The following is a 19,707-nucleotide window of genomic DNA, read 5'->3' as shown; positions in this document are numbered from 1 at the left end:
AAGCCAAAAAACCTTCATTCCATTAATGGGATGAAGGTTTTTTGCGAGTAACCCTTCGACTTGGGGCCTCAATAATGATGGATATTACCCTGAAGTCTGCAATGATTCCTGACGAATAAAATGCCAGCGGACGAGATCGTCGGCATCCATCGGCTTGCCGATCACGAAGCCTTGTATTTCGTCGCAGCCGAGGCTTTCCAAATATGCGATCTGCTCGGACGTTTCTACGCCTTCCGCCGTCACTTCCAGCTTCAGCGTTTTGGCCAGCACGATAATGGCTCGTACGATGGCGGCATCGTCGGCATTTTTGTGGATGCCGCTGATGAACGAACGGTCGATCTTGATGACATCGATCGGAAACCGTTTCAGATAGCTTAAGGATGAATAGCCGGTACCGAAATCGTCGATCGATATGGTCAGCCCCGTTTCTTTCAGAGCCTGGAGCATCAGCCCTGCATAATGGGCGTCCTGCATGGCGGCCGTCTCGGTTATTTCGAGCTCCAGCAAATCCGGCGAGAGGCCGGTTTCCTTCAAGGTTTGCGCGATCACCTCAGGCAGCTCGGTATGGCGGAATTGCCTGGTGGACAGATTGACGCTGACGCGGAATTGCGGCATTCCTTGCTCGGTCCATTTCTTGCGTTGTTTGCATGCCTTGCGCAGCACCTGCTCGCCGATTTGCACGATGAGTCCGGTATCTTCGGCCAGCGGGATAAATTCGTTTGGCGGGATCATTCCTTGTACGGGATGCTTCCATCTGACGAGAGCTTCCACGCATACGAGTTCTTCCGTTTTCGTATTCAGACGCGGCTGATAATAAACGACAAGCTCGTCCCGGTCGATCGCATGCCGCAGCATCGCTTCCTTCCGAACCCGTTCGGTCGTGCTGTCGTCGTCCATCTGCCTGCGGTAAAATTGGAAATTGTTGCGTCCGTTCTCCTTGGCCCGGTACATCGCGGCCTCTGCGTTGCGCATGATCGAATTCGCGTCGGACGCATCATCGGGATACAGCGCGATACCTATGCTAGTCGTTAAAAAAACTTCGTTGCGATTAAGCGATATCGATTGCTGCATGACATCGATCGTCGCTCGCGCGATCGATGCGGCATCGTCGGCATTCGCCGCGTTCGCTAACAAGATCGTAAATTCATCGCCCCCCATGCGAGCCAGCATTGCTTTAGCCGGCAAAATGCTTCGTAAACGTTCGGTTATGATTTTCAGTAATTGATCGCCCGCATCATGCCCCAAATTATCGTTGACATATTTGAATTGATCGAGATCGACAAGCATGACGGCCGTCAAATGGCGATGCTTGTCGGCATGGCGCAGCGATGCGTTCAGCCGGCTTTTGAGAAGATGCCGGTTCGGCAGGCCGGTCAACAAGTCGTAATACGCCAGCCGATTAAGCCGGTCCGTGCTCGGTCCGATAAAAAAAACGATCAGCACCATAGCGCCGACTATGATCAGCGTCTCGAGCGAGGCGATGGTGATGCCCCAGGCGGCGTGACTGGCGAACAGCATGATCATGCCCCCTGCGCTGACGGCTAACGATGCGAATGTGCCGAGCTCGAAGGCGTAGAGCGGGACAAGGAATAAAATGAGCCAATCGGGTTCCGTATGAGGAGCCCATTCCGGAAGCAATTGAATCGCTAAATAAATCGCGAAATCGGTTAACGTTACGGCCCATACCGCCCGTTTGCGAAGCCATTCCGACAGGCGCCCGATACCGAAGGCAAAATACGAGAGTAAAAGAAACCAAACAAACGAAAAGAAAAAAAGCGGCAGCATGGTCGTTTGCTGATTTGCCGTGAAGTATATGCCTGCAAGTACGAGTGGAATAGACAAATGCCCGATCGCAAAAACCTTGCCGTTCTTATGGAGCATCGAAAGCACCTCGTAAGCAGAATAGGATGAGTTTGGAAAAAGTGCCATCTCCAATTATATACCAATAGTTGCAAGGTTACTACGAAAAAAAACGATACAATCATTCGTAAACGGTACTTTCATCCTATTGATTATTCTAAAAGTGTTAAAAAGCGAGCCTCCGTCATAGTCGGAAGGCTCGCTTTTTCAGTTTGCCGCATAGTGTTGCGGGCTTATGCTAAGCATGAACCGGCGTCTTGCTTTGCTCCAATACGGCTTTCGCCGCCATACGGCCGCTGGAGAAGGCGCGCTCCGCGAGCTCTCCCTTGCCGACGCAGCCGTCTCCGCAGAAGAAAAACGGCACGCTTTCGACCTGTATGGGCAAAAGCTGGTTGGTCGCAATGTTTTTGACGCTTGAAACCATCGCTTTCTTGGATACGCGTTTGACTGCTGTGACATCCCGCCAGCCCGGATAGTACTGGTCGAACAAAGCTTCCATTTGCGATGTTTTGCGCTCGAGATAAGCTTTGCGGTCCGCTTCGCTCGCGAAATCGTCGCTCAAGTATGCGATGCCTTGAAGCAGCTGGCCGCCTTCCGGAATAAGCGTGTGATCGGTCGCCGATACGTCGCTGATAAACATTTTGTTGTCCATATCGCTTATATAGCTGAAAGGACGGGCGACCACGCTCGACAATCCGATGTCGTAAACCATGACCTCGGTCGACGTATTGCCGTCATAAGGGGAAAGGAACGGCTCCCAAGCCGTATCCTTAAGCAGCTTAACGACTTGCTGAACGGGCATCGCGAAGATCACTTTATCGAAAGCTTCCTCGCGGTTTTTGGTTTTGAGCCAGTATTGCTTATCCTCGTACCGGACGCTTTCCACGCCTTCCTGCAGCGCCAGATTCCAGCGCCCGGACGTTTCGATCTTCTGTCTCAGCTGATTCGTAATGACGGCCCAACTGCCGAGCACGTAGTTGACCGGACGGCTGGACAGAAACAGGTTATGGTAATAGTCGCTGATTACGGCGCCGGACACCTTGCGCGCATCCTCCGGCGCAATGAAGAAGTTCGAGCAGACGAGATGCTCCCACAATTCCTTCAAATCCTCGTCCGCATCGGAATTCTCGATGTAATCGCCGAGCGTGGGGTAATCTTTCAGCTTATGAATATTCGCGATGATCGCCGTAATTTCACCGACGAAACGCACTTTTTGCATCGTGCTTAACAGATCTGTGCTGAGCAGGTTGACGAAATCGAGCGGGGCCCGCGTAAGCTGGCCGTGTTTGGCGTACATGACGTTCCGTTTATCGACCTGCTTGCTGCTGAAGGACAATCCGAGCTCCTTCTCGAGCGTCGAAATTTCGTGACGGTCGATCCCGTAGATCGCATGGGCGCCGTAGTTCAGCGTGAATCCCGCTTTTTCGTACGTAAAGGCGCGTCCGCCAAGCTGCGGGCTTCTTTCAAACAAGACACCTTCGATTTGAGGCGATTCGGATAAGTATGCGGCTGCGGTCAGACCGGCGAGCCCGCCGCCGATAATAGCTACTTTCATTTTCTTTTCCTCCTTCGTTGTCGGGTGAAGCTCAAATGTCGCGGAGTAGTCGTGATTTACCCGAATGCCTGCCCAGACAAGCGCGAGCCTTTCGCGCATCATGGCGGATAGGTCGGCCTCGTCTTGCAGGCACCAGGTCGTAAGGGTTCCGAGGTAAGTCGATACGAGCAGCTCGGCCTTGCTGCGCTCCGGCAGCCATACTTGCAGGCCGTCCAGCAGCGTCCGGAACTGGCTGCCTTTTTCGTTATACATGGCGTCATTCTGCAAAGTTAGAAGCATCAGGCTGCGAATCAGCTTGCGATGGCCGGTAATATTAGACGACAAGTCTATAAATAGTCGGTTAATATGTCCTTCCAGCGATTGCACCTTAGAAGGAGGCTGCTTCGCCCACTCTTCGATTATGGCGGACTGCTTGCGGTCCACTTCCCATAAAATATCTTCCTTGCTGTTGAAGTAGTGATAAAAGGTCCCTTTCGACGTATGCGTGGCGCTGATAATGTCGTCAACCGATACGTGCTCATAGCCGTGTTCGACAAATAAGCCCAGGGCGACTTCCCTGACGTGCTCCCGCTTTTTGCGGGTAGCCGACCGCATGAAACGCATGAATAGTTTCCCCCGATCGAGACCGTTCGATTTGGTTCCGTTCACAGTATATTCAATATTAGACTGAAAGTCTACTCCGAAAATAGACTAAAAGTCTATAAAGGCGAAGTTATTGTGCGAATAAGCGCTGAACGGCTTGAATAATCGCAAGCTTCCGCTGTTTCGCTCGGGCGCGCAAACGTCATCCTATGGTATAATTCAGGAAAGCTACGATCTGACATTTTATGAAGAGGCGGCGAGCGATCCGATGGACGACATGAGTATGGTCCGGTTCGAATATAGGAAAACGGAGCCGATCGCATCGGTATTTCACTCGCATGCGAATTACGAAATCTTTTATTTTCATGAAGGCAGAGGCAACTATTTGATCGGGGGCAATATTTATTCATTGTCGCCCGGGGACCTTATTTTGATGCATGGGATGACCCTTCACTGTCCGAATATGGATGAGAGCTATAAATACGTCCGCACGGTGATCGGATTCGACCCTACATATATTAGAGCGATTGCCGGACCGCTGCTGACGGTTAATTTGCTCGATCCGTTCGAGCAGCTCAAAAATTGCCGGTTCCCGCTGCAGGACGAAGCCAGATCGAGGTTCGAAGCGCTGCTGGCGGAAATGAACGGCTTTCACGAACGGACGGATGCGGTATCCGCCGATCGTTTTACGCTATCGCTCATCAGCTTGCTGCTGGAAATTTACGATATCGGCCAAAAGCCGCAAGGACGGGGACAAGACGTATCGTCGGAGAAAGAACAGACCGTTCAGAAAGCGATTTCCTATTTAGAGGAGCACTACGTGGACGACGTGCATTTGGACGATCTCGGAGAGCATTTGCATCTGAACAAGCACTATTTGGCCCGCACGTTCCGCGACATTACGGGCGTTACGATTTTCACCTATTTGTACAGGCGGCGGGTCAATCAGGCCAAAATCAAATTTTTGCTGGAAAGGGAGCTTTCGGTAACGGACGTGTGCTTTCAGGTCGGATTCAAAAATTTATCGCATTTCAGCCGCGTGTTCAAGCAGCAGGTCGGACAAACCCCCGAGCAGTTTCGCCGTATGGCAAAAAGTCAACCAGAGCAAAATCCCGTTCTTGAATAGTCAACGCCAAGGAAACCGGTTGCAGCCGTACTCTGGTAAAATGCTCTCAGAGTACATGCAAGCAGATGAAGGGTGGAGGCAAATGAAACCGATGCGTTTTGCAATTATCGGCTGCGGAGTAATCGGGAAAGCGCATGCAGCGATCCTGCAGGAAATGCCGGACGCCGAGCTGGTCGCCGTTTCCGACGAAGTGGAAGCGTTGGGCAAAGTCTTGGCTGAGAAGACCGGTGCGGCTTATTATCCCGATTATCGGGAGATGCTCGAGCGGTCCGATATCGATATCGTCACGATCGCTACGCCGAGCGGCATGCACGGCGCGCATGCGATCGCCTGCGCGAATGCGGGCAAGCATGCGATCGTGGAGAAGCCGATTGAAATTACGCTGGAGAAAGCGGATGAAATCATCCGTATTTTTGCCGAAAAGGGACTGAAGCTGTCGTCGGTTTCGCAAACTCGCTTCAGCCGCGACATTCAAAGAGTGAAGAAGCTTATCGAAGCCGGCAAATTCGGCCGGTTGATCATGGGGACTACGGCCGTTCATTGGTATCGGTCGCAGCAATATTACGACAGCGGCGACTGGCGCGGCACTTGGGCGCTTGACGGCGGCGGCGCTTTGATGAATCAAGCGATACACCGCATCGACCTTCTGCAATATTTGATGGGGCCGGTTCGGTCCGTACACGCGCAGTGCGATACGCTCGGCCATGAGCGCATCGAGGTGGAGGACGTCGCGGTCGCATCCGTCAGGTTTACGAACGGAGCCGTAGGTTCGATTACGGCGACGACATGCGCCTACCCGGGCTTGAAAACGCGAATCGAAATCATCGGAGAGAACGGTACGGCCGTGTTCGAGAACGAACAGATCACGCAGCTGTCGTTCAAGGACGAGGAGACGGAAACGGATACGGCCGGAGGAGGAGCAGACGGCGCTTCATCGGATCCTTCCGTTTTGTCGTCGAGCTCGCATCGGCCGCAATTCGAAGATATGATCGCAGCCGTGCGCGAAAACCGCGAGCCGGCAGTAAACGGGGAGCAAGGAAGGCTGCCGCTTGAAATCATCATCGGCATATACCGCTCTTCGCAATCCGGTCAAACCGTAACGCTGCCGATCGTAACCGGAGGTGCCGGTTCATGACTTTGGTTCGGAAGACGGAAGCCGGCCGGCTGAAAGTTGAAGTATACGAAACGCGATCTGCGATGGGCCAAGCCGCTGCCAAGGCGGCGGCAGCCAAAATTCGCGAGCTTCTTGCCGCGAAGCCCCGCGTAAGAATGATTTTCGCGGCGGCGCCTTCGCAGAATGAATTTTTAGCGGCGCTGATTAAAGAAGAAGGCATCGATTGGTCACGTATTACAGCCTTCCATATGGATGAATATATCGGCTTGCCGGAAGACGCGCCGCAGCGGTTTTCGAAGTTTTTGTGCGACGGCCTGTTCGACATAGTCAAACCGGGCGAGCTGCATCTCATTCAGAGCAGCCGCGGCATCGATGAAGAATGCGCGCGTTACGGCGCATTGCTTAACGAGGCGCCGATCGACATCATTTGCCTCGGTATCGGCGAGAACGGCCACATTGCGTTCAACGATCCGCCGGTCGCGGACTTTAACGACCCGTATGCGATTAAAGCAGTCGAGCTGGATGAACCTTGCCGGCAGCAGCAGGTGAACGACGGCTGCTTCCCGAGCTTTGCCGCCGTGCCGACTCATGCGCTTACGCTGACGATCCCGACGATGATGTCCGGCGCTCACTTGTTCTGTATGGTGCCGGGACCGACTAAACGCAATGCGGTGCGCGAAACGCTGAACGGCCCGATTTCAACGGCCTGCCCGGCCACCGTTTTGCGGACGCACGAAGATTGCACGCTTTACGTCGATCTTGATTCCTACGGCGCTTAAACAATGGAAGGAAGTCGATTAACGATGACGGGACAATTCACGATTACCGGCCGCCATTACGCTAGCGAAGGCGCTGTGCGCATCACGGTGAAGGAAGGCCGGATCGCGTCGGTAGAACCCGCCGGAGAAGCGGGAAAGGGACTGCCCTGGATCGCTCCGGGTTTGGTCGACCTGCAAATCAACGGTTATGCCGGGCTCGATTTCAATACGCTGCCGCTTGCCGTAGAGACGGTTCAGCAAGCAACAAGACTGCTGCTGGCGCAAGGCGTAACTTCCTATTTGCCGACCATTATTACGAATAGTCCGGAAGCGATCGAGGAAGCGATGAAGTCGATTGCGGCGGCTTGCGAAGCCGATCGGCTGACCGACAGCACGATTGCGGGCATACATCTCGAAGGGCCGTTCATATCGCCTGAGGACGGCGCCCGCGGCGCGCATGCGAAAGCGTATGTGAGAGCGCCCGACTGGGCGTTATTCGAACAGTGGCAAGCGGCTTCGGGCAACCGCATCAAAGTGATCACGATATCGCCCGAGTGGCCGGAAGCGACGGCTTTCATCGAACGCGTCGCCAGGGCCGGCGTTATCGTTTCGATCGGCCATACGGTCGCATCCCCGGAGCAAATCGCCGACGCCGTTCGGGCGGGAGCGCGTATGTCGACGCATCTCGGCAACGGCGCTCAGCTCATGCTGCCGCGCCATCCGAACTTTCTATGGGAGCAGCTGTCGCAGGACGATATGTGGGGCTGTTTTATCGCCGACGGCTTCCATTTGCCGGATTCGTTCCTCAAGACGGGCTTTCGTGCGAAAGCGGGAAAAGCGCTGCTCGTAAGCGACGCGGTTTCGCTGGCCGGCATGCCACCGGGCGAATACGACCTGCATATCGGAGGCAAGGTGCTGCTTTCTCCGGAAGGCCGATTGTGCGTAGCCGAAAATCCGAAGCTGCTTGCCGGTTCGGCGCAGCTGCTGCCATGGGGGATCGCTCATCTTGCGCGCAAAGGATTATGCACGATTGCCGAAGCGTGGGAGATGTCCTCGCTGATCCCGGGAGCTTTGCTCGGGCTTTCTTCCGCCGCGGGACTGACGGAAGGTGCTCCGGCGGACTTGGTGCTTTATTCATGGGACGGCAGCGAGTTGAAAATAACGGACGTTTACAAAAACGGATCGCTCGTATAAACTCAAGCGGCAGATTATAACGGATTTTCGGTATTGTATGGGAATAAGTTTCGCTTGAACATAAATGAGGGAAATAAAGGGAGGAACGATCGGTGAGCAAGCTTAAGTTTTCTATCATCGGCTGCCAGCACGCCCACGTCGAAATTTTTATTAGTGAAATGCTGGAGCTTGGCCACGAGTGCGTCGGCATTTATGAGCCGGATAACGTCAATCTCGCGTCCGCCATCGCAAGCAGGCATAATATTCCGCTCGTCTCCGACCGGGATAGGCTGGTGGCCGAAGATGTGGACATTGTCGGCAGCGCCGCCATCAATAGCGAGAAAATCGACGTTATCGAGCTTTGCGAGGCTCACGGCAAGCCGATCATGGTCGATAAGCCGATCGTCACAAGCCTGGCAGCATTCGAGAGATTGCAAGCGGTCGTCCAACGGGGAAAAATCAAGATCGGGATGCTCCTGACCGAGCGCTTCAGCCCTGCAATTTATACGCTAAAGCAAATGATCGATAAAGGCGAGCTGGGGGAAATCATTTCCGTCGGATTTCGCAAGCCGCACAGGCTTCGCAAGGAAGGACGTCCGGCATGGTTTTTCGATAAAGCGCAGTGCGGCGGCATTCTGATCGATCTGTTCATTCACGACTTCGATTTGCTGCGCTGGTTTACCGGCAAGGAAGTCGCTTCGACGGAAGGCTTCTTGAGCAAAAACATGCTGCCCGAATATCCGACCTTCTACGATGCCGCAAGCATGATCGTCAGAATGGAAGGGGATGTCGTAGCGCAGCTTTATGCCGACTGGCATACGCCGGAGAAAAGCTGGACGTGGGGCGACGGGCGGATCTTCGTTACGGGGACGGAAGGCTTCGCGGAGCTGCGTCTGGAAGGCGATCCGAGCATCGGACACCGCCAGCTGCTGCTGCAGCTGACGAACCAGCAGGAACAGCAATTGGTGGAGCCGGTTAAACCGCCGTTTACCATCACGCAAGATTTCCTTAACTACGTGGATGGAAGCACATCCGCCTTATTGACGCATGAAGCGATCCTCAAAGCGACATGGGACACACTTCAAGCGGATGCCAAAACGCCGGTTATCGGGCGGTACGCATAAAGACGATTCAATTGTTCGAAAAATGCCACGCACTTCAATTTTTCAAGCGAATACCAACAAAGGACCTCCGGCGATCGGAAGGTCCTTTGTTTTATTAGATGCAGCAACTCAAGGGGGATTTGTCCAAATATAAAAATTTGTTCTTACTGCCGGTATTCCCGCGGAATGCGTCTTGCGACCTTGGAGCGGATCGCCGCTTCCACTACGCGGTCCCGGATCGTTTTGACGATATCCGAATTAAACACGCTCGGGATGATATAAAACTTGCTGCGCTCGTCGTCGCTTATAACGGAAGCGATCGCCTCGGCTGCGGCCAGCTTCATTTCTTCGTTGATCACCGTCGCCCTGCAATCGAGCGCGCCGCGGAACATGCCGGGGAAGCATAGGACGTTGTTGATTTGATTCGGGTAGTCCGAACGTCCTGTCGCCATAACGGCTACGATATCTTCGACTTCCTCGGGAAGAACTTCGGGAACGGGGTTTGCCATTGCGAAAACGATAGGGTCTTTGGCCATTCTTTGGACATCCTCCCGTTTCAGGAGTCCGGCGCGGGAAACGCCGATGAAGACGTCCGCTCCGGCTATCACCACGGCTAGACTGCCTTCTTCTTTATTCGGGTTTGAGTTCTCCGCGAACCATTGCCAGGAGGGATTGTCGTACGTGCGCGTGCTGACGAGCGCGCCGTCCCGGTCAACGCCGACCAGGTTGCGTACGCCGGCGGAAAGCAATATTTTGCTGCAGGCCATTCCCGCCGCTCCGATGCCGCATACGACAACCTTCACATCCTGAATGGATTTGCCTACTATTTTAAGCGCACTGATCAGTCCTGCGTAGAGAACGACTGCCGTGCCGTGCTGATCGTCATGAAAGACGGGGATATCGAGCTCCTGCTTCAGCCGTTCTTCGATTTCAAAGCAGCGCGGAGCGGAAATATCTTCGAGATTGATGCCGCCGAATGCCGGGGCGATCGCTTTGACGGTTTGAATGATTTGTTCGGTGTCCTGCGTATCGAGACAGATGGGGAATGCATCGACGTCGGCGAATTGCTTGAACAGCATCGCTTTGCCTTCCATAACCGGCATGGCGGCTCTCGAACCTATGTTTCCTAGTCCGAGCACGGCCGAACCGTCGGACACGACCGCTACGGTGTTCCTTTTGATCGTAAGGGTGAACGCTTTTTTCGGTTCTTCGTGGATCGCCATGCAAACGCGGGCGACGTCCGGCGTATAAACGCGGGACAAGTCGTCGCGGTTATGAATCGGCGTTTTCGGCTTCATTTCGATTTTGCCGCCGAGGTGAAGCAGGAATGTCCGGTCCGAGATGTTGACTAGCCGCAGGCCTTCCAAGGCCTTGAGCTTTTCGGTAATGAGGTCGATTTGCACCGAATCCTTAACCGTTACGGTCAAGTCGCGAATACTGGAGCCGCGTCCCGTCTGAATGACGTCGATGGCTATAATGTCGCCGCCGGCTTCGGAAATGGCTGCAGCCACGTGACCGAACGTCAAAGTTTCCGTGTTGAATTCCAAGCGAAGAATAAAGCTTTTGCCGCCGAGCGATTTGGATTCCATGGTCATAGTCGTCCTCCTAATTATCCGCAAAAAGTGCCGCCAAACGATGAAGGATATTCAAGAATTAATAAGCAAAAGGCTCCCGCGCTTCACTTTGCAGGGCGTTTTGCGTTATTATTGCCTTATTGTAGCATATACTCGAACGGCATAACCGATGACGCGGCACACCATTGCTTGACTAAAGCGGTGCTGCATCGCGGGAAATTGCCGATTCCGATTATCCCTAGGAGGCGTTTTGTGTGGATTGTATTTTCTGTAAAATAATCGACGGCTCGATCCCGTCCCGAAAAATTTACGAAGACGAAGAGGTGCTCGCTTTCCACGACATTCAGCCGGCGGCCGCCCAACATGCGCTTATTATTCCCAAAAAGCACATCGCTACCATGAACGACGTCCAAGCGGAAGATTGGCAGTTGATCGGAAGCGTTCACCGCGCCGCGCAAATCGTTGCGAAGGAGCTCGGCGTTGCGGAGTCCGGATACCGGCTCATTAACAACTGCGGGAAGGACGGCGGACAAGTTGTCTTTCATATCCATTACCATCTGCTCGGAGGAGAGAAACTCGGGCCGCTCCATGCGCGTTCCTAACTTTCAAAATCGGTTGAGCAAATCCGTATTTTCAGACTGAAATCGCTCTTTTGGCCGGAAAAACCGTACACGTTCAAAAATTATGTGAAGTTTGTGCAAAAGAGTGTGCGCCCAGGTTGACACTCGCTTTCCTTATCACATATAATGTAGTTTGATAACCGCATTATTCGTTTGGACGGTCTGTTCGGAGGGAGGGAAATCTAGTGTCAGAAACTCGTGTTCGTAAAAATGAAACGATCGATGCTGCACTTCGCCGCTTTAAGCGTTCCATTGCGAAGGATGGCGTGCTCGCTGAAGTTAAAAAGCGTAAACACTATGAGAAGCCAAGCGTTAAGAAAAAGCTGAAATCTGAGGCTGCCCGCAAGAGGAAGTTCTAGGAGGACCGTTTGTCGATGAGCTTAAACGAACGATTGAACGAAGATATGAAGCAAGCGATGAAGAGCCAAGACAAATTCCGACTCTCCGTAATCCGTATGATTCGTTCGGCGATCAAGAATGTTGAAATAGATCAGCGAAAAACATTGGATGACAGCGAAGTGCTTGATATTCTTAGTCGTGAAATCAAACAGCGCAGAGATTCCCTCCTTGAGTTTGAGAAAGCTGGCAGAGACGATTTGGCCGTGACGGTAAAACAGGAAATCGACGTCATCGCCGTGTACTTGCCGCAGCAGTTGACGGAAGAAGAGGTTAAAGAGATCGTACAGCAGACCATAAGCGAAGTCGGTGCTTCTTCCAAAGCGGACATGGGAAAAGTGATGAGTGCTTTGATGCCCAAAGTGAAAGGCCGTGCAGACGGCAAACTCGTCAACCAAGTCGTACAGCAAAGCTTAAACTAAACAAGCCTATCGGCGAGTCGTCGGGTGCCCTCAAGGCGCTTGGCGACCTCTAAAAACACCCTGTGAAGTTAGTCGCTTCTAGGGTGTTTTTGTATGCCGTTGAAACAATAGCCCCTTCTAATCCGTACTACGTTATAATGGGGATAAAGGGCGATGCCAATAAACGTCCTAGCGTATGTTTTTGAAGAGCTTTCGCAATAATCCCCACATAGCGCGAGTTTGTAAAGCCGCTTTTCAGAATAGGGCTTTTAAAACCGGCTCTAATAGCTGTGCCAGCGAAAGCGCATACTTTTAATGGGAGGAGGCGAATCGAGGCCATGTACGGTTTTACCAACTTGCGGCATAAAAAGATGGCTGGCGGCGTTCGGTATTTCGGTTTGATGAAACGCATGGCGATTTGCTGTTTGATGTTGTTTGCTTTGCTGCAGGGTGCTGCAGGCGTTCCGGCTGCGCTGGCTGCGGACGATCAACCGAAGGAGGGGGAAGGCTCCGTTTATTATGTCGTGCCGGTACGCAATACGATAGATAACGGGCTGTTCAACATCATCGAGCGGGCTTTTGCGGAAGCGGAGCGGAAGGGCGCCAAGGGAATCGTGCTTGATATTAATACGCTGGGAGGCCTGGTCGATTCCGCGCTCGACATCGGCGAATTTATTAGATCGAGTCAGATTCCTACCGTCGCCCATATTAGCGGCAAAGCGGCATCGGCGGGAAGCTACATCGCGCTGAACGCACAAAAAATCGTTATGGAGCCGGGGAGCTCGATCGGCGCTGCGGCGGTTGTCGATTCCAGCGGCAAAGAAGTGGAAAGCGCCAAAACCGTCGGTTTTTGGGCTGGCGAAATGCGTGCCGCAGCCGAGCTGCGGGGACGAAATCCCGAGATCGCGCAAGCGATGGCGGACAAAACGAAAGGCGTCGATCTGCCGGCTATCAACCGGTCTTTCAGTAAAGGTGAAATCGTCGCTCTGACTGCCGAAGAAGCCTTGAAAGTAGGTTATGCCGACAAGGTCGCATCGGGAGTGGAAGAAGCGGTCAAGCTCATTTCGGGCGGGGAAGCGAATCCGAAAATCGTCACGTACGCGCCGTCCTTCGCAGAGAAGCTTGCGCGCTTTTTGACAAATCCTTATGTGATGCCTGTGCTTCTGCTTGTCGGAATAGCCGGCGTTGCGATCGAAATATTCGTGCCGGGCTTCGGTTTGCCGGGTTTAATCGGCGTAACCGGCTTCGCGCTTTACTTCTTCGGCCATTATGTGGAGGGCTTCGCGGGAGTGGAGGAAATTGCGCTGTTCGTGGCAGGAATCGTACTTCTCATTATCGAAGTGTTTCTGCCGAGCTTCGGCATTCTGGGCATAGCGGGGATCGTTTGCATCATCAGCGGGGTCGTCCTCGCTGCCGCGAACACGGAGAGCGCCTGGTTGTCGCTCGGAATTGCCTTTGCCGCCGCCATTGTGGTTGTGGCGATATTCGTGAAAATATTCAAGCACCGCGGCATTTGGAACAAGTTTATTTTGCGGGAACAATTGAAAACCGAGCAGGGTTATGTTTCGAATGCGCCCAAAGAGCATTTGCTCGGCAAGGAAGGCGTCTCGCTGACTCCGCTGCGTCCGGCAGGAACCGTAAAGATTCACGAAGACCGGATCGATGTCGTGACGAGCGGGGAATTTATCGAAGCGGACCGAAAAGTGGTCGTGATCCTAATCGAAGGGGGGCGTGTCGTAGTAAGAGAGCTGAAATGAATGCTCTAAACCGCTCTTGACCAAACAATAAAATGATTGCAGTAATATGGTATTACCAATTATAATGTTCGAGGAGGCTGTTCAGATGGATCCGATGATTTCCGTACTTTTGATTGTAGCGCTTGCGATTATCGTGCTTTCCGTTTTTTTCACCTTTTTCCCGTTTATGCTGTGGATCTCGGCGCTAGCTTCGGGCGTGCGCGTCGGTATTTTTACGCTTGTTGCGATGCGTCTGCGCCGCGTTATTCCGAGCCGGATCGTTAATCCGATGATCAAAGCGACGAAGGCGGGATTAGGGTTGACGATCAACCAGCTGGAAAGCCATTTTCTGGCGGGGGGCAACGTCGACCGCGTCGTCAATGCGCTTATTGCGGCTCAACGCGCGAATATTCCGCTCGGTTTCGAGCGTGCGGCAGCTATTGATTTGGCAGGCCGGGACGTGCTTCTGGCCGTTCAAATGAGCGTTAACCCTCGCGTCATCGAGACGCCAACCGTTGCGGCGGTCGCCAAAAACGGGATTGAAGTGAAGGTGCTTGCCCGCGTTACGGTCCGCGCCAATATCGACAGGCTTGTCGGCGGCGCCGGCGAAGAAACGGTAATCGCTCGTGTCGGCGAAGGGATTGTCACGACCGTCGGTTCCAGCGAATCGCATAAAGACGTTTTGGAAAACCCTGATCTTATTTCCCGCACCGTACTTGGCAAAGGACTCGATGCAGGAACGGCGTTCGAAATTTTATCGATCGATATCGCGGACGTCGACGTAGGCAAAAACATCGGCGCCCAGCTTCAAACCGAGCAAGCCGAGGCGGATAAGCGCATTGCCCAAGCGAAGGCCGAGGAGCGCCGTGCAATGGCCGTCGCCCAAGAGCAGGAGATGAAGGCGCGCGTCGTCGAGATGAGAGCGAAGGTCGTGGAGTCGGAATCCGAGGTGCCGCTAGCCATGGCGGAGTCGCTGCGTGCAGGCAAGATGGGCGTTATGGACTACATGAACTTCAAAAATATCGATGCCGATACGAGCATGCGTTCCTCCATCGGCAAAATGTCCGACAATACGAAGCCGGATAAAGAACAATAAATAATTAGCGATAACCCCGGAAAACGAGCGTATGCAAGTCCGCATGCACGTTTTCGATATCCATATACAGGGTTTCAGCGACGAAAAGGGATGGTGGAAGATGAACTTGATCGACCTTTTGCTGAAGAACGCCCATATTATCATATTCGTAGCGATAGGCTTATTTACGATGTGGACGAAAGCGCGCAAGCAGCAGCGGCAAACCGGTACCGGCATGCCGTCCTTCGGCGGCCCGACGACGGCCGGCGCAGGAGAGCGGCGCGAGAAACGGCCGTCAACTTCCGCAGGGAGCAATGCGATCCGCAGCGAACAGGAGCAGCAAAGGACGGCTAGCGCGAGCGTCGCCTCCTCCGGCGCTGCTATGAGCTCAGGGCGGCCTGGAGCTGCCGCAGCTAGAGCGGCTCGTCCGTCGGAAGGCGGCAGCTCGGACGGCGGGCTGACGCTTGACAATGCCGCGCAGGGCGTCATATGGGCGGAAGTGCTCGGCCCGCCGAGGGCCAAAAATCCGTATCGGCCCAGATAACGCACGAGCGGGCGTTCGACTACCGGCAGTACCGCATTTATATATATGTATAACTCCACATCGGAAGGACTAGGTGATTTTCATGATTTTCGGCGACATTCGCAGCTATGAAATCGAAAAAGCGGTTTATCCCGCCCCGGTAAGGCAAGCGGTCGAATTTATTCGCAGCCTGAACGCGCAAGACAAGGAGCTCGGCAGGTACGACATCGACGGCGACAATATGTTTGCGCTTGTGCAGTCGATCGATACGGTTACCCGCGAGAACCGCAAATCGGAATCGCATATTCAGTACGTCGACGTCCAGTACCTCGTCGAAGGCGAGGAAGTCATTTATTTCGGGCGGAAGAAGGACGACACCGCAGCGATCGAAAACAAGCTGGAGGAAAGCGACTACGCCTTGTACGATACCGTCGAGGGCGAAATGGAGCTGCGTTTGTCGCCAGGCATGTTCGCGGTTTTCTTCCCGGACGATCTTCATCGTCCCGGCTGCAGCGATAACGGAGGAACGACCGTCAAGAAGGTCGTCGTGAAAATCAGGAAATCTCTGTTCGAGTAATCGGGATATAACTGTACTTTACTAAAAATGGTCGGGTGAGCCTGAAATGGCTTGCTCGGCCATTTTGCATTTCGCTGATCATGAGAGTCGCGAGGCCGGCTTTTGATCATAACCAGTGCCGCGACGTTATCGAAGTTATATTCACTTAGCCCGGAGTTCCGAATATAAGCCGTTGTCCAATGGACGCTGCTTTTTTATTTTTTCCGGGACCTTTTAGCCTGCACGCGAATACGATGCCCATATAGGCGAATTGCAAGGGGGGTTAACCGATGACAGAGCCGTATCACCTGCCGGTGCAAACGCGCACGCTGCATAGTAAGCATCCGAAAGTCGATATCGAATATCCGCATGTCGTCATGCCCGGGCAGCCGCATATCGAGCATCGGATCAACGCCGAAATCGACCGTACGGTCGGGCAAATGATCCGCGATCAAGGCTATTATCAGCATCCGGCCCAAACGGAAATGACCGGCCGGTATGAAATCAAGACGAACGAACGAGGCGTTTTAAGCTTATCGCTCAGCAATTATGCCTATACGGAAAAAATGGCGCACGGCTTGACGCTGCTGCAGTCGCTGACGTTCGATATTCGCACGGGCAAGCGTTATTCCCTTAGCGAGCTTTTCAAGCCCGGCAGCGACTACGTGGACCGCATATCGGCGCAAATAAAAGCGCAGATCAAGGAAAGAGATATCCAAGTGCTGCAGCCGTTTACGAAAATCCGCCCGGATCAGGACTATTATATCGCGGACCGCTCGCTGGTCGTTTATTTTCAGCTGTATGAAATCACGCCTTATTATTACGGGTTTCCGTTTTTTCCGATTTCGGTTTACTCCCTTCAGGATATCGTTTCGGACCGGAGTCCGCTCGGGTATATGCTTGTGAACATGTGAAGACGGCCGGCAATAACAGGTTGTCCGGCCGGCAGCGGTCTTTTCATAAATCGGCGATTTCCCGCATAGTGTGTAAAAGGGTCTTCATGCTTATCGGCATACCGAACGACGCTTGCGGGCGAGCGGGGAATCCGGATTGGAGGGACATAAACAGGGATGCGACGGCTGAAAAAGAAGCTTGGCTTAATAACCGCAAAAATGTTCGACGTGCCTCAAGACGTCGCCCTCGATCTTCCCCGGATTACGGTGATCGGCAATAACCAGCTGTTGATTGAAAATCATCGGGGGGTCATTGTCTTTTCAGAGGAGCTGCTGAAGCTGCGGCTGGCGAAAGGGTCTATGGAAATACGCGGAAAGCAGCTGGTCATTCGGGCCATCTACAGTGAAGAAGTGTATGTGGACGGACAGGTGAGCGATATCAAATATTTCGATTAAAAAGGGTGAGGGACAGTGCAATCACAGTGGCTTTTGGCTTTGAGGGGCTATGCGACGATCGAGCTTCGCGGAAGCGGGCCGGAGGCGATTGAAGCGTTGATCAATGCGGCCGTCGACCGGAAGATGACCATTTGGGACATCAGGATCAAACAAAGGCAAGTAGCCGAGCTGAAAATCGTAATCGCGGACTTTTTTCGGCTCAAGCCGCTGCTGAAGGAGACGGGATGCCGCATTCGCGTCAAGGAACGGCACGGTCTTCCTTTTATGCTGGACAGGCTGGGGTCGAGGCAGTTGTTCGTTGCCGGACTGATTTGCTTCGTCGCCGGCTTGTACTTGCTGTCCGCGGTTATTTGGCAGGTGAAGGTTGAAGGGAATGACAAGCTCACAGCGACGGAGGTGCTTGAGGCGGCGAGAGCCGAAGGCATTCGCACCATGCAATGGAAATTTAAGCTCAAAGAAACGGACGAGCTGTCCCGCGGTTTGCACAGCAGGCTTCCCGGCACCTCTTGGGTCGGCGTTGAAGTCAAAGGAACGCAGCTGATCATTAAGATCGTCGAGTCGAAGCAGCCTGAGCAAAAAGAGCTGCAAAGTCCCCGTCATTTGGTGGCGACGCATAATGCGGTCATCACGCAAATTTTCGCCGACAAAGGCAAACCGATGGTCAAGCCGAATTCGGTCGTGCGCAAAGGGGACGTGCTTATTTCCGGCGTGATCGGGGACGAAGTCCATCAGCAAACGGTAGTCGCGAACGGCAAGGTGAAGGGGCTCGTCTGGTATACGGCGAATGTCGAGGTGCCGCTGACCCAGATGCATAAAGTGTATACCGGAGAAACGCAGCGGCGCGATTATTTGCTGATCGGCGGCCGCGCCTTAAAATTATACGGCTACAGGCAGCAAGATTTTGAGCGGGAGGAAATTATCGAAGATCGCAAAACGCTTCATTTCCGCAACTACGCGCTCCCTTTCGGCTGGCTTAAGGAAAGGCGGATGCAGGTGTCCGAGCAGGAGCAGGCGCTCGATCAGGCGGCGGCTCGAAGTCTGGGTCTTGAGCGCGCCAAAGCGGATTTGCTGATGGAAGCGGGGGCGGAAGCGCGGGTCGTCGATCAAAAAATTTTGCATGAGAAGACGGAGAATGGTAAAGTTTATATGGAAACTCTTTTTGAAGTGGAGCAGTACATCATGGAGGAGAAAGCCATCGTCCAACAAGGAGAATGAGGCCGTTTGATCGAAAATGCACGAATGATCAAAGTACCGCTTAAGAACGCAGCCGAAGCGCAATCGCTATTCGGTCCGCAGGACAAGTTTCTGCGGATGGTCGAAGCGCAGGCGGAAGCGCGCATTTATTCCCGCGAGGAAGAGATTGTGATTCAAGGCAGCGCAGCCGACATAGAGTGGCTTCAACAGCTGTTCGACGTGCTGCTTACGCTTGTAAGGAACAACTACATATTATCCGAACGCGACGTCGCTTATGCGCTGGAGCTGGCCAAGCAGATGAAGGCCGATCAGCTTCTCGACTTGTTCAAGGGCGAAATCGCTGTCACGCACAGAGGCAAACCGATTCGCGTCAAAACGATCGGCCAGAAGCAATACGTATCCACGATCCACAAGAAGGATATCGTATTCGGCATCGGTCCGGCCGGGACGGGCAAGACGTATTTAGCCTGCGTGCTCGCCGTCACGGCATTGAAGGAAGGCAAGGTCAAACGCATCGTGCTCACCCGTCCGGCTGTCGAAGCGGGGGAGAATCTCGGTTTTCTGCCGGGTGATCTCCAGGAAAAGGTTGACCCCTATTTGCGCCCGTTGTATGATGCACTTAACGATGTGCTCGGACCCGATCAAGTGGCGAAATCGCTAGAGCGCGGGCTCATTGAGATCGCTCCTCTCGCTTATATGCGGGGGAGAACGCTGGATGATTCGTTTATTATTTTGGATGAAGCGCAGAATACGACACCCGAGCAAATGAAAATGTTTTTGACCCGTCTCGGCTTCGGCTCGAAAATGGTCATAACGGGCGATATTACGCAGATCGATCTTCCTAAAGGAGTCAAATCGGGTATGATCGAAGCGGAACGCATTTTGCGCGATGTGCCGGAAATCGGCATCATAACCTTTGCGGAACAAGACGTCGTACGTCATTCCCTGGTACAGAAAATTATCGTTGCCTACAACCTGGACAAGGAGAAGCACGGATAAAAGGAAGGGATTG

At 53.4% G+C, this 19,707-nt stretch carries 19 protein-coding genes; 16 read left to right on the top strand and 3 right to left on the bottom strand.

Going from position 1 to position 19,707, the window contains the following annotated elements:
- Window positions 1-84 precede the first annotated feature (84 nt).
- Entirely contained in the window at window positions 85-1,881 is a 1,797-nt protein-coding gene (locus tag DQG23_RS06835; RefSeq protein WP_158560333.1) for an EAL domain-containing protein, read from the bottom strand.
- Window positions 1,882-2,098: 217 nt separating this feature from the next.
- On the bottom strand, window positions 2,099-4,018 hold the full coding sequence (locus tag DQG23_RS06830; RefSeq protein WP_113030083.1) for an FAD-dependent oxidoreductase: 1,920 nt from the start codon (window positions 4,016-4,018) through the stop codon (window positions 2,099-2,101).
- A gap of 136 nt (window positions 4,019-4,154) precedes the next feature.
- Between DQG23_RS06830 and DQG23_RS06825 the strand changes: the two genes are divergently transcribed.
- From DQG23_RS06825 to DQG23_RS06805, 5 genes are all read left to right on the top strand, one after another.
- Window positions 4,155-5,123, top strand: a complete 969-nt coding sequence (locus DQG23_RS06825; RefSeq protein ID WP_238177787.1) for a helix-turn-helix domain-containing protein — start codon at window positions 4,155-4,157, stop codon at window positions 5,121-5,123.
- An 82-nt stretch (window positions 5,124-5,205) separates the two neighbouring features.
- Window positions 5,206-6,258 carry a Gfo/Idh/MocA family protein gene (locus DQG23_RS06820; RefSeq protein WP_113030082.1) on the top strand — a complete coding sequence of 351 codons (1,053 nt, stop codon included), beginning with the start codon at window positions 5,206-5,208 and terminating at the stop codon, window positions 6,256-6,258.
- Window positions 6,255-7,016: a glucosamine-6-phosphate deaminase gene (locus DQG23_RS06815; protein WP_113030081.1), complete on the top strand. Its 762-nt coding sequence runs from the start codon at window positions 6,255-6,257 to the stop codon at window positions 7,014-7,016. Before DQG23_RS06820 ends, DQG23_RS06815 begins: the two co-directional genes overlap by 4 nt.
- A gap of 24 nt (window positions 7,017-7,040) precedes the next feature.
- The gene (locus DQG23_RS06810) at window positions 7,041-8,189 is read left to right on the top strand and encodes an N-acetylglucosamine-6-phosphate deacetylase (protein ID WP_113030080.1); all 1,149 of its coding nucleotides are present in this window, start codon (window positions 7,041-7,043) and stop codon (window positions 8,187-8,189) included.
- 92 nt (window positions 8,190-8,281) lie between these two features.
- On the top strand, window positions 8,282-9,292 hold the full coding sequence (locus tag DQG23_RS06805) for a Gfo/Idh/MocA family protein (RefSeq protein WP_238177786.1): 1,011 nt from the start codon (window positions 8,282-8,284) through the stop codon (window positions 9,290-9,292).
- A 143-nt stretch (window positions 9,293-9,435) separates the two neighbouring features.
- On the opposite strand, the gene DQG23_RS06800 is transcribed toward DQG23_RS06805, so the two are convergent.
- On the bottom strand, window positions 9,436-10,860 hold the full coding sequence (locus DQG23_RS06800; RefSeq protein WP_113030453.1) for an NAD-dependent malic enzyme: 1,425 nt from the start codon (window positions 10,858-10,860) through the stop codon (window positions 9,436-9,438).
- Window positions 10,861-11,099: 239 nt separating this feature from the next.
- On the opposite strand from DQG23_RS06800, the gene DQG23_RS06795 reads away from it, so the two are divergent.
- The 11 genes from DQG23_RS06795 to DQG23_RS06745 all read left to right on the top strand — a co-directional run bounded on the left by DQG23_RS06795 (window position 11,100) and on the right by DQG23_RS06745 (window position 19,694).
- A complete protein-coding gene (locus DQG23_RS06795) occupies window positions 11,100-11,447 on the top strand; it encodes a histidine triad nucleotide-binding protein (RefSeq protein WP_113030079.1) in 348 nt (115 codons plus the stop codon).
- 203 nt (window positions 11,448-11,650) lie between these two features.
- Window positions 11,651-11,824, top strand: a complete 174-nt coding sequence (gene rpsU, locus DQG23_RS06790; RefSeq protein WP_090786907.1) for a 30S ribosomal protein S21 — start codon at window positions 11,651-11,653, stop codon at window positions 11,822-11,824.
- Window positions 11,825-11,839: 15 nt separating this feature from the next.
- Entirely contained in the window at window positions 11,840-12,283 is a 444-nt protein-coding gene (locus DQG23_RS06785) for a GatB/YqeY domain-containing protein (RefSeq protein ID WP_113030078.1), read from the top strand.
- A 317-nt stretch (window positions 12,284-12,600) separates the two neighbouring features.
- Window positions 12,601-14,019: an NfeD family protein gene (locus DQG23_RS06780; protein ID WP_238177785.1), complete on the top strand. Its 1,419-nt coding sequence runs from the start codon at window positions 12,601-12,603 to the stop codon at window positions 14,017-14,019.
- A gap of 85 nt (window positions 14,020-14,104) precedes the next feature.
- Window positions 14,105-15,094, top strand: a complete 990-nt coding sequence (floA, locus tag DQG23_RS06775) for a flotillin-like protein FloA (RefSeq protein ID WP_113030077.1) — start codon at window positions 14,105-14,107, stop codon at window positions 15,092-15,094.
- Between the two features lie 100 nt (window positions 15,095-15,194).
- Window positions 15,195-15,617 (top strand): hypothetical protein, encoded by a 423-nt coding sequence (locus DQG23_RS06770; RefSeq protein WP_146762257.1) that lies wholly within the window; start codon window positions 15,195-15,197, stop codon window positions 15,615-15,617.
- A gap of 82 nt (window positions 15,618-15,699) precedes the next feature.
- Entirely contained in the window at window positions 15,700-16,173 is a 474-nt protein-coding gene (locus DQG23_RS06765; RefSeq protein WP_238177804.1) for a NanQ anomerase/TabA/YiaL family protein, read from the top strand.
- A 269-nt stretch (window positions 16,174-16,442) separates the two neighbouring features.
- The gene (locus DQG23_RS06760) at window positions 16,443-17,066 is read left to right on the top strand and encodes a DUF3298 and DUF4163 domain-containing protein (protein WP_113030074.1); all 624 of its coding nucleotides are present in this window, start codon (window positions 16,443-16,445) and stop codon (window positions 17,064-17,066) included.
- A 156-nt stretch (window positions 17,067-17,222) separates the two neighbouring features.
- On the top strand, window positions 17,223-17,501 hold the full coding sequence (gene yqfC / locus DQG23_RS06755) for a sporulation protein YqfC (protein WP_113030073.1): 279 nt from the start codon (window positions 17,223-17,225) through the stop codon (window positions 17,499-17,501).
- A 15-nt stretch (window positions 17,502-17,516) separates the two neighbouring features.
- The gene (gene yqfD / locus DQG23_RS06750; protein ID WP_113030072.1) at window positions 17,517-18,716 is read left to right on the top strand and encodes a sporulation protein YqfD; all 1,200 of its coding nucleotides are present in this window, start codon (window positions 17,517-17,519) and stop codon (window positions 18,714-18,716) included.
- A gap of 24 nt (window positions 18,717-18,740) precedes the next feature.
- The gene (locus DQG23_RS06745) at window positions 18,741-19,694 is read left to right on the top strand and encodes a PhoH family protein (protein WP_420330216.1); all 954 of its coding nucleotides are present in this window, start codon (window positions 18,741-18,743) and stop codon (window positions 19,692-19,694) included.
- Window positions 19,695-19,707 lie beyond the last annotated feature (13 nt).

The sequence above is a fragment of the Paenibacillus contaminans genome, from assembly GCF_003285015.1.
Classification (GTDB): domain Bacteria; phylum Bacillota; class Bacilli; order Paenibacillales; family NBRC-103111; genus Paenibacillus_V; species Paenibacillus_V contaminans.
Note: the sequence above shows the minus strand (reverse complement) of the source record. Positions and strands in the feature narration are given on the sequence as shown.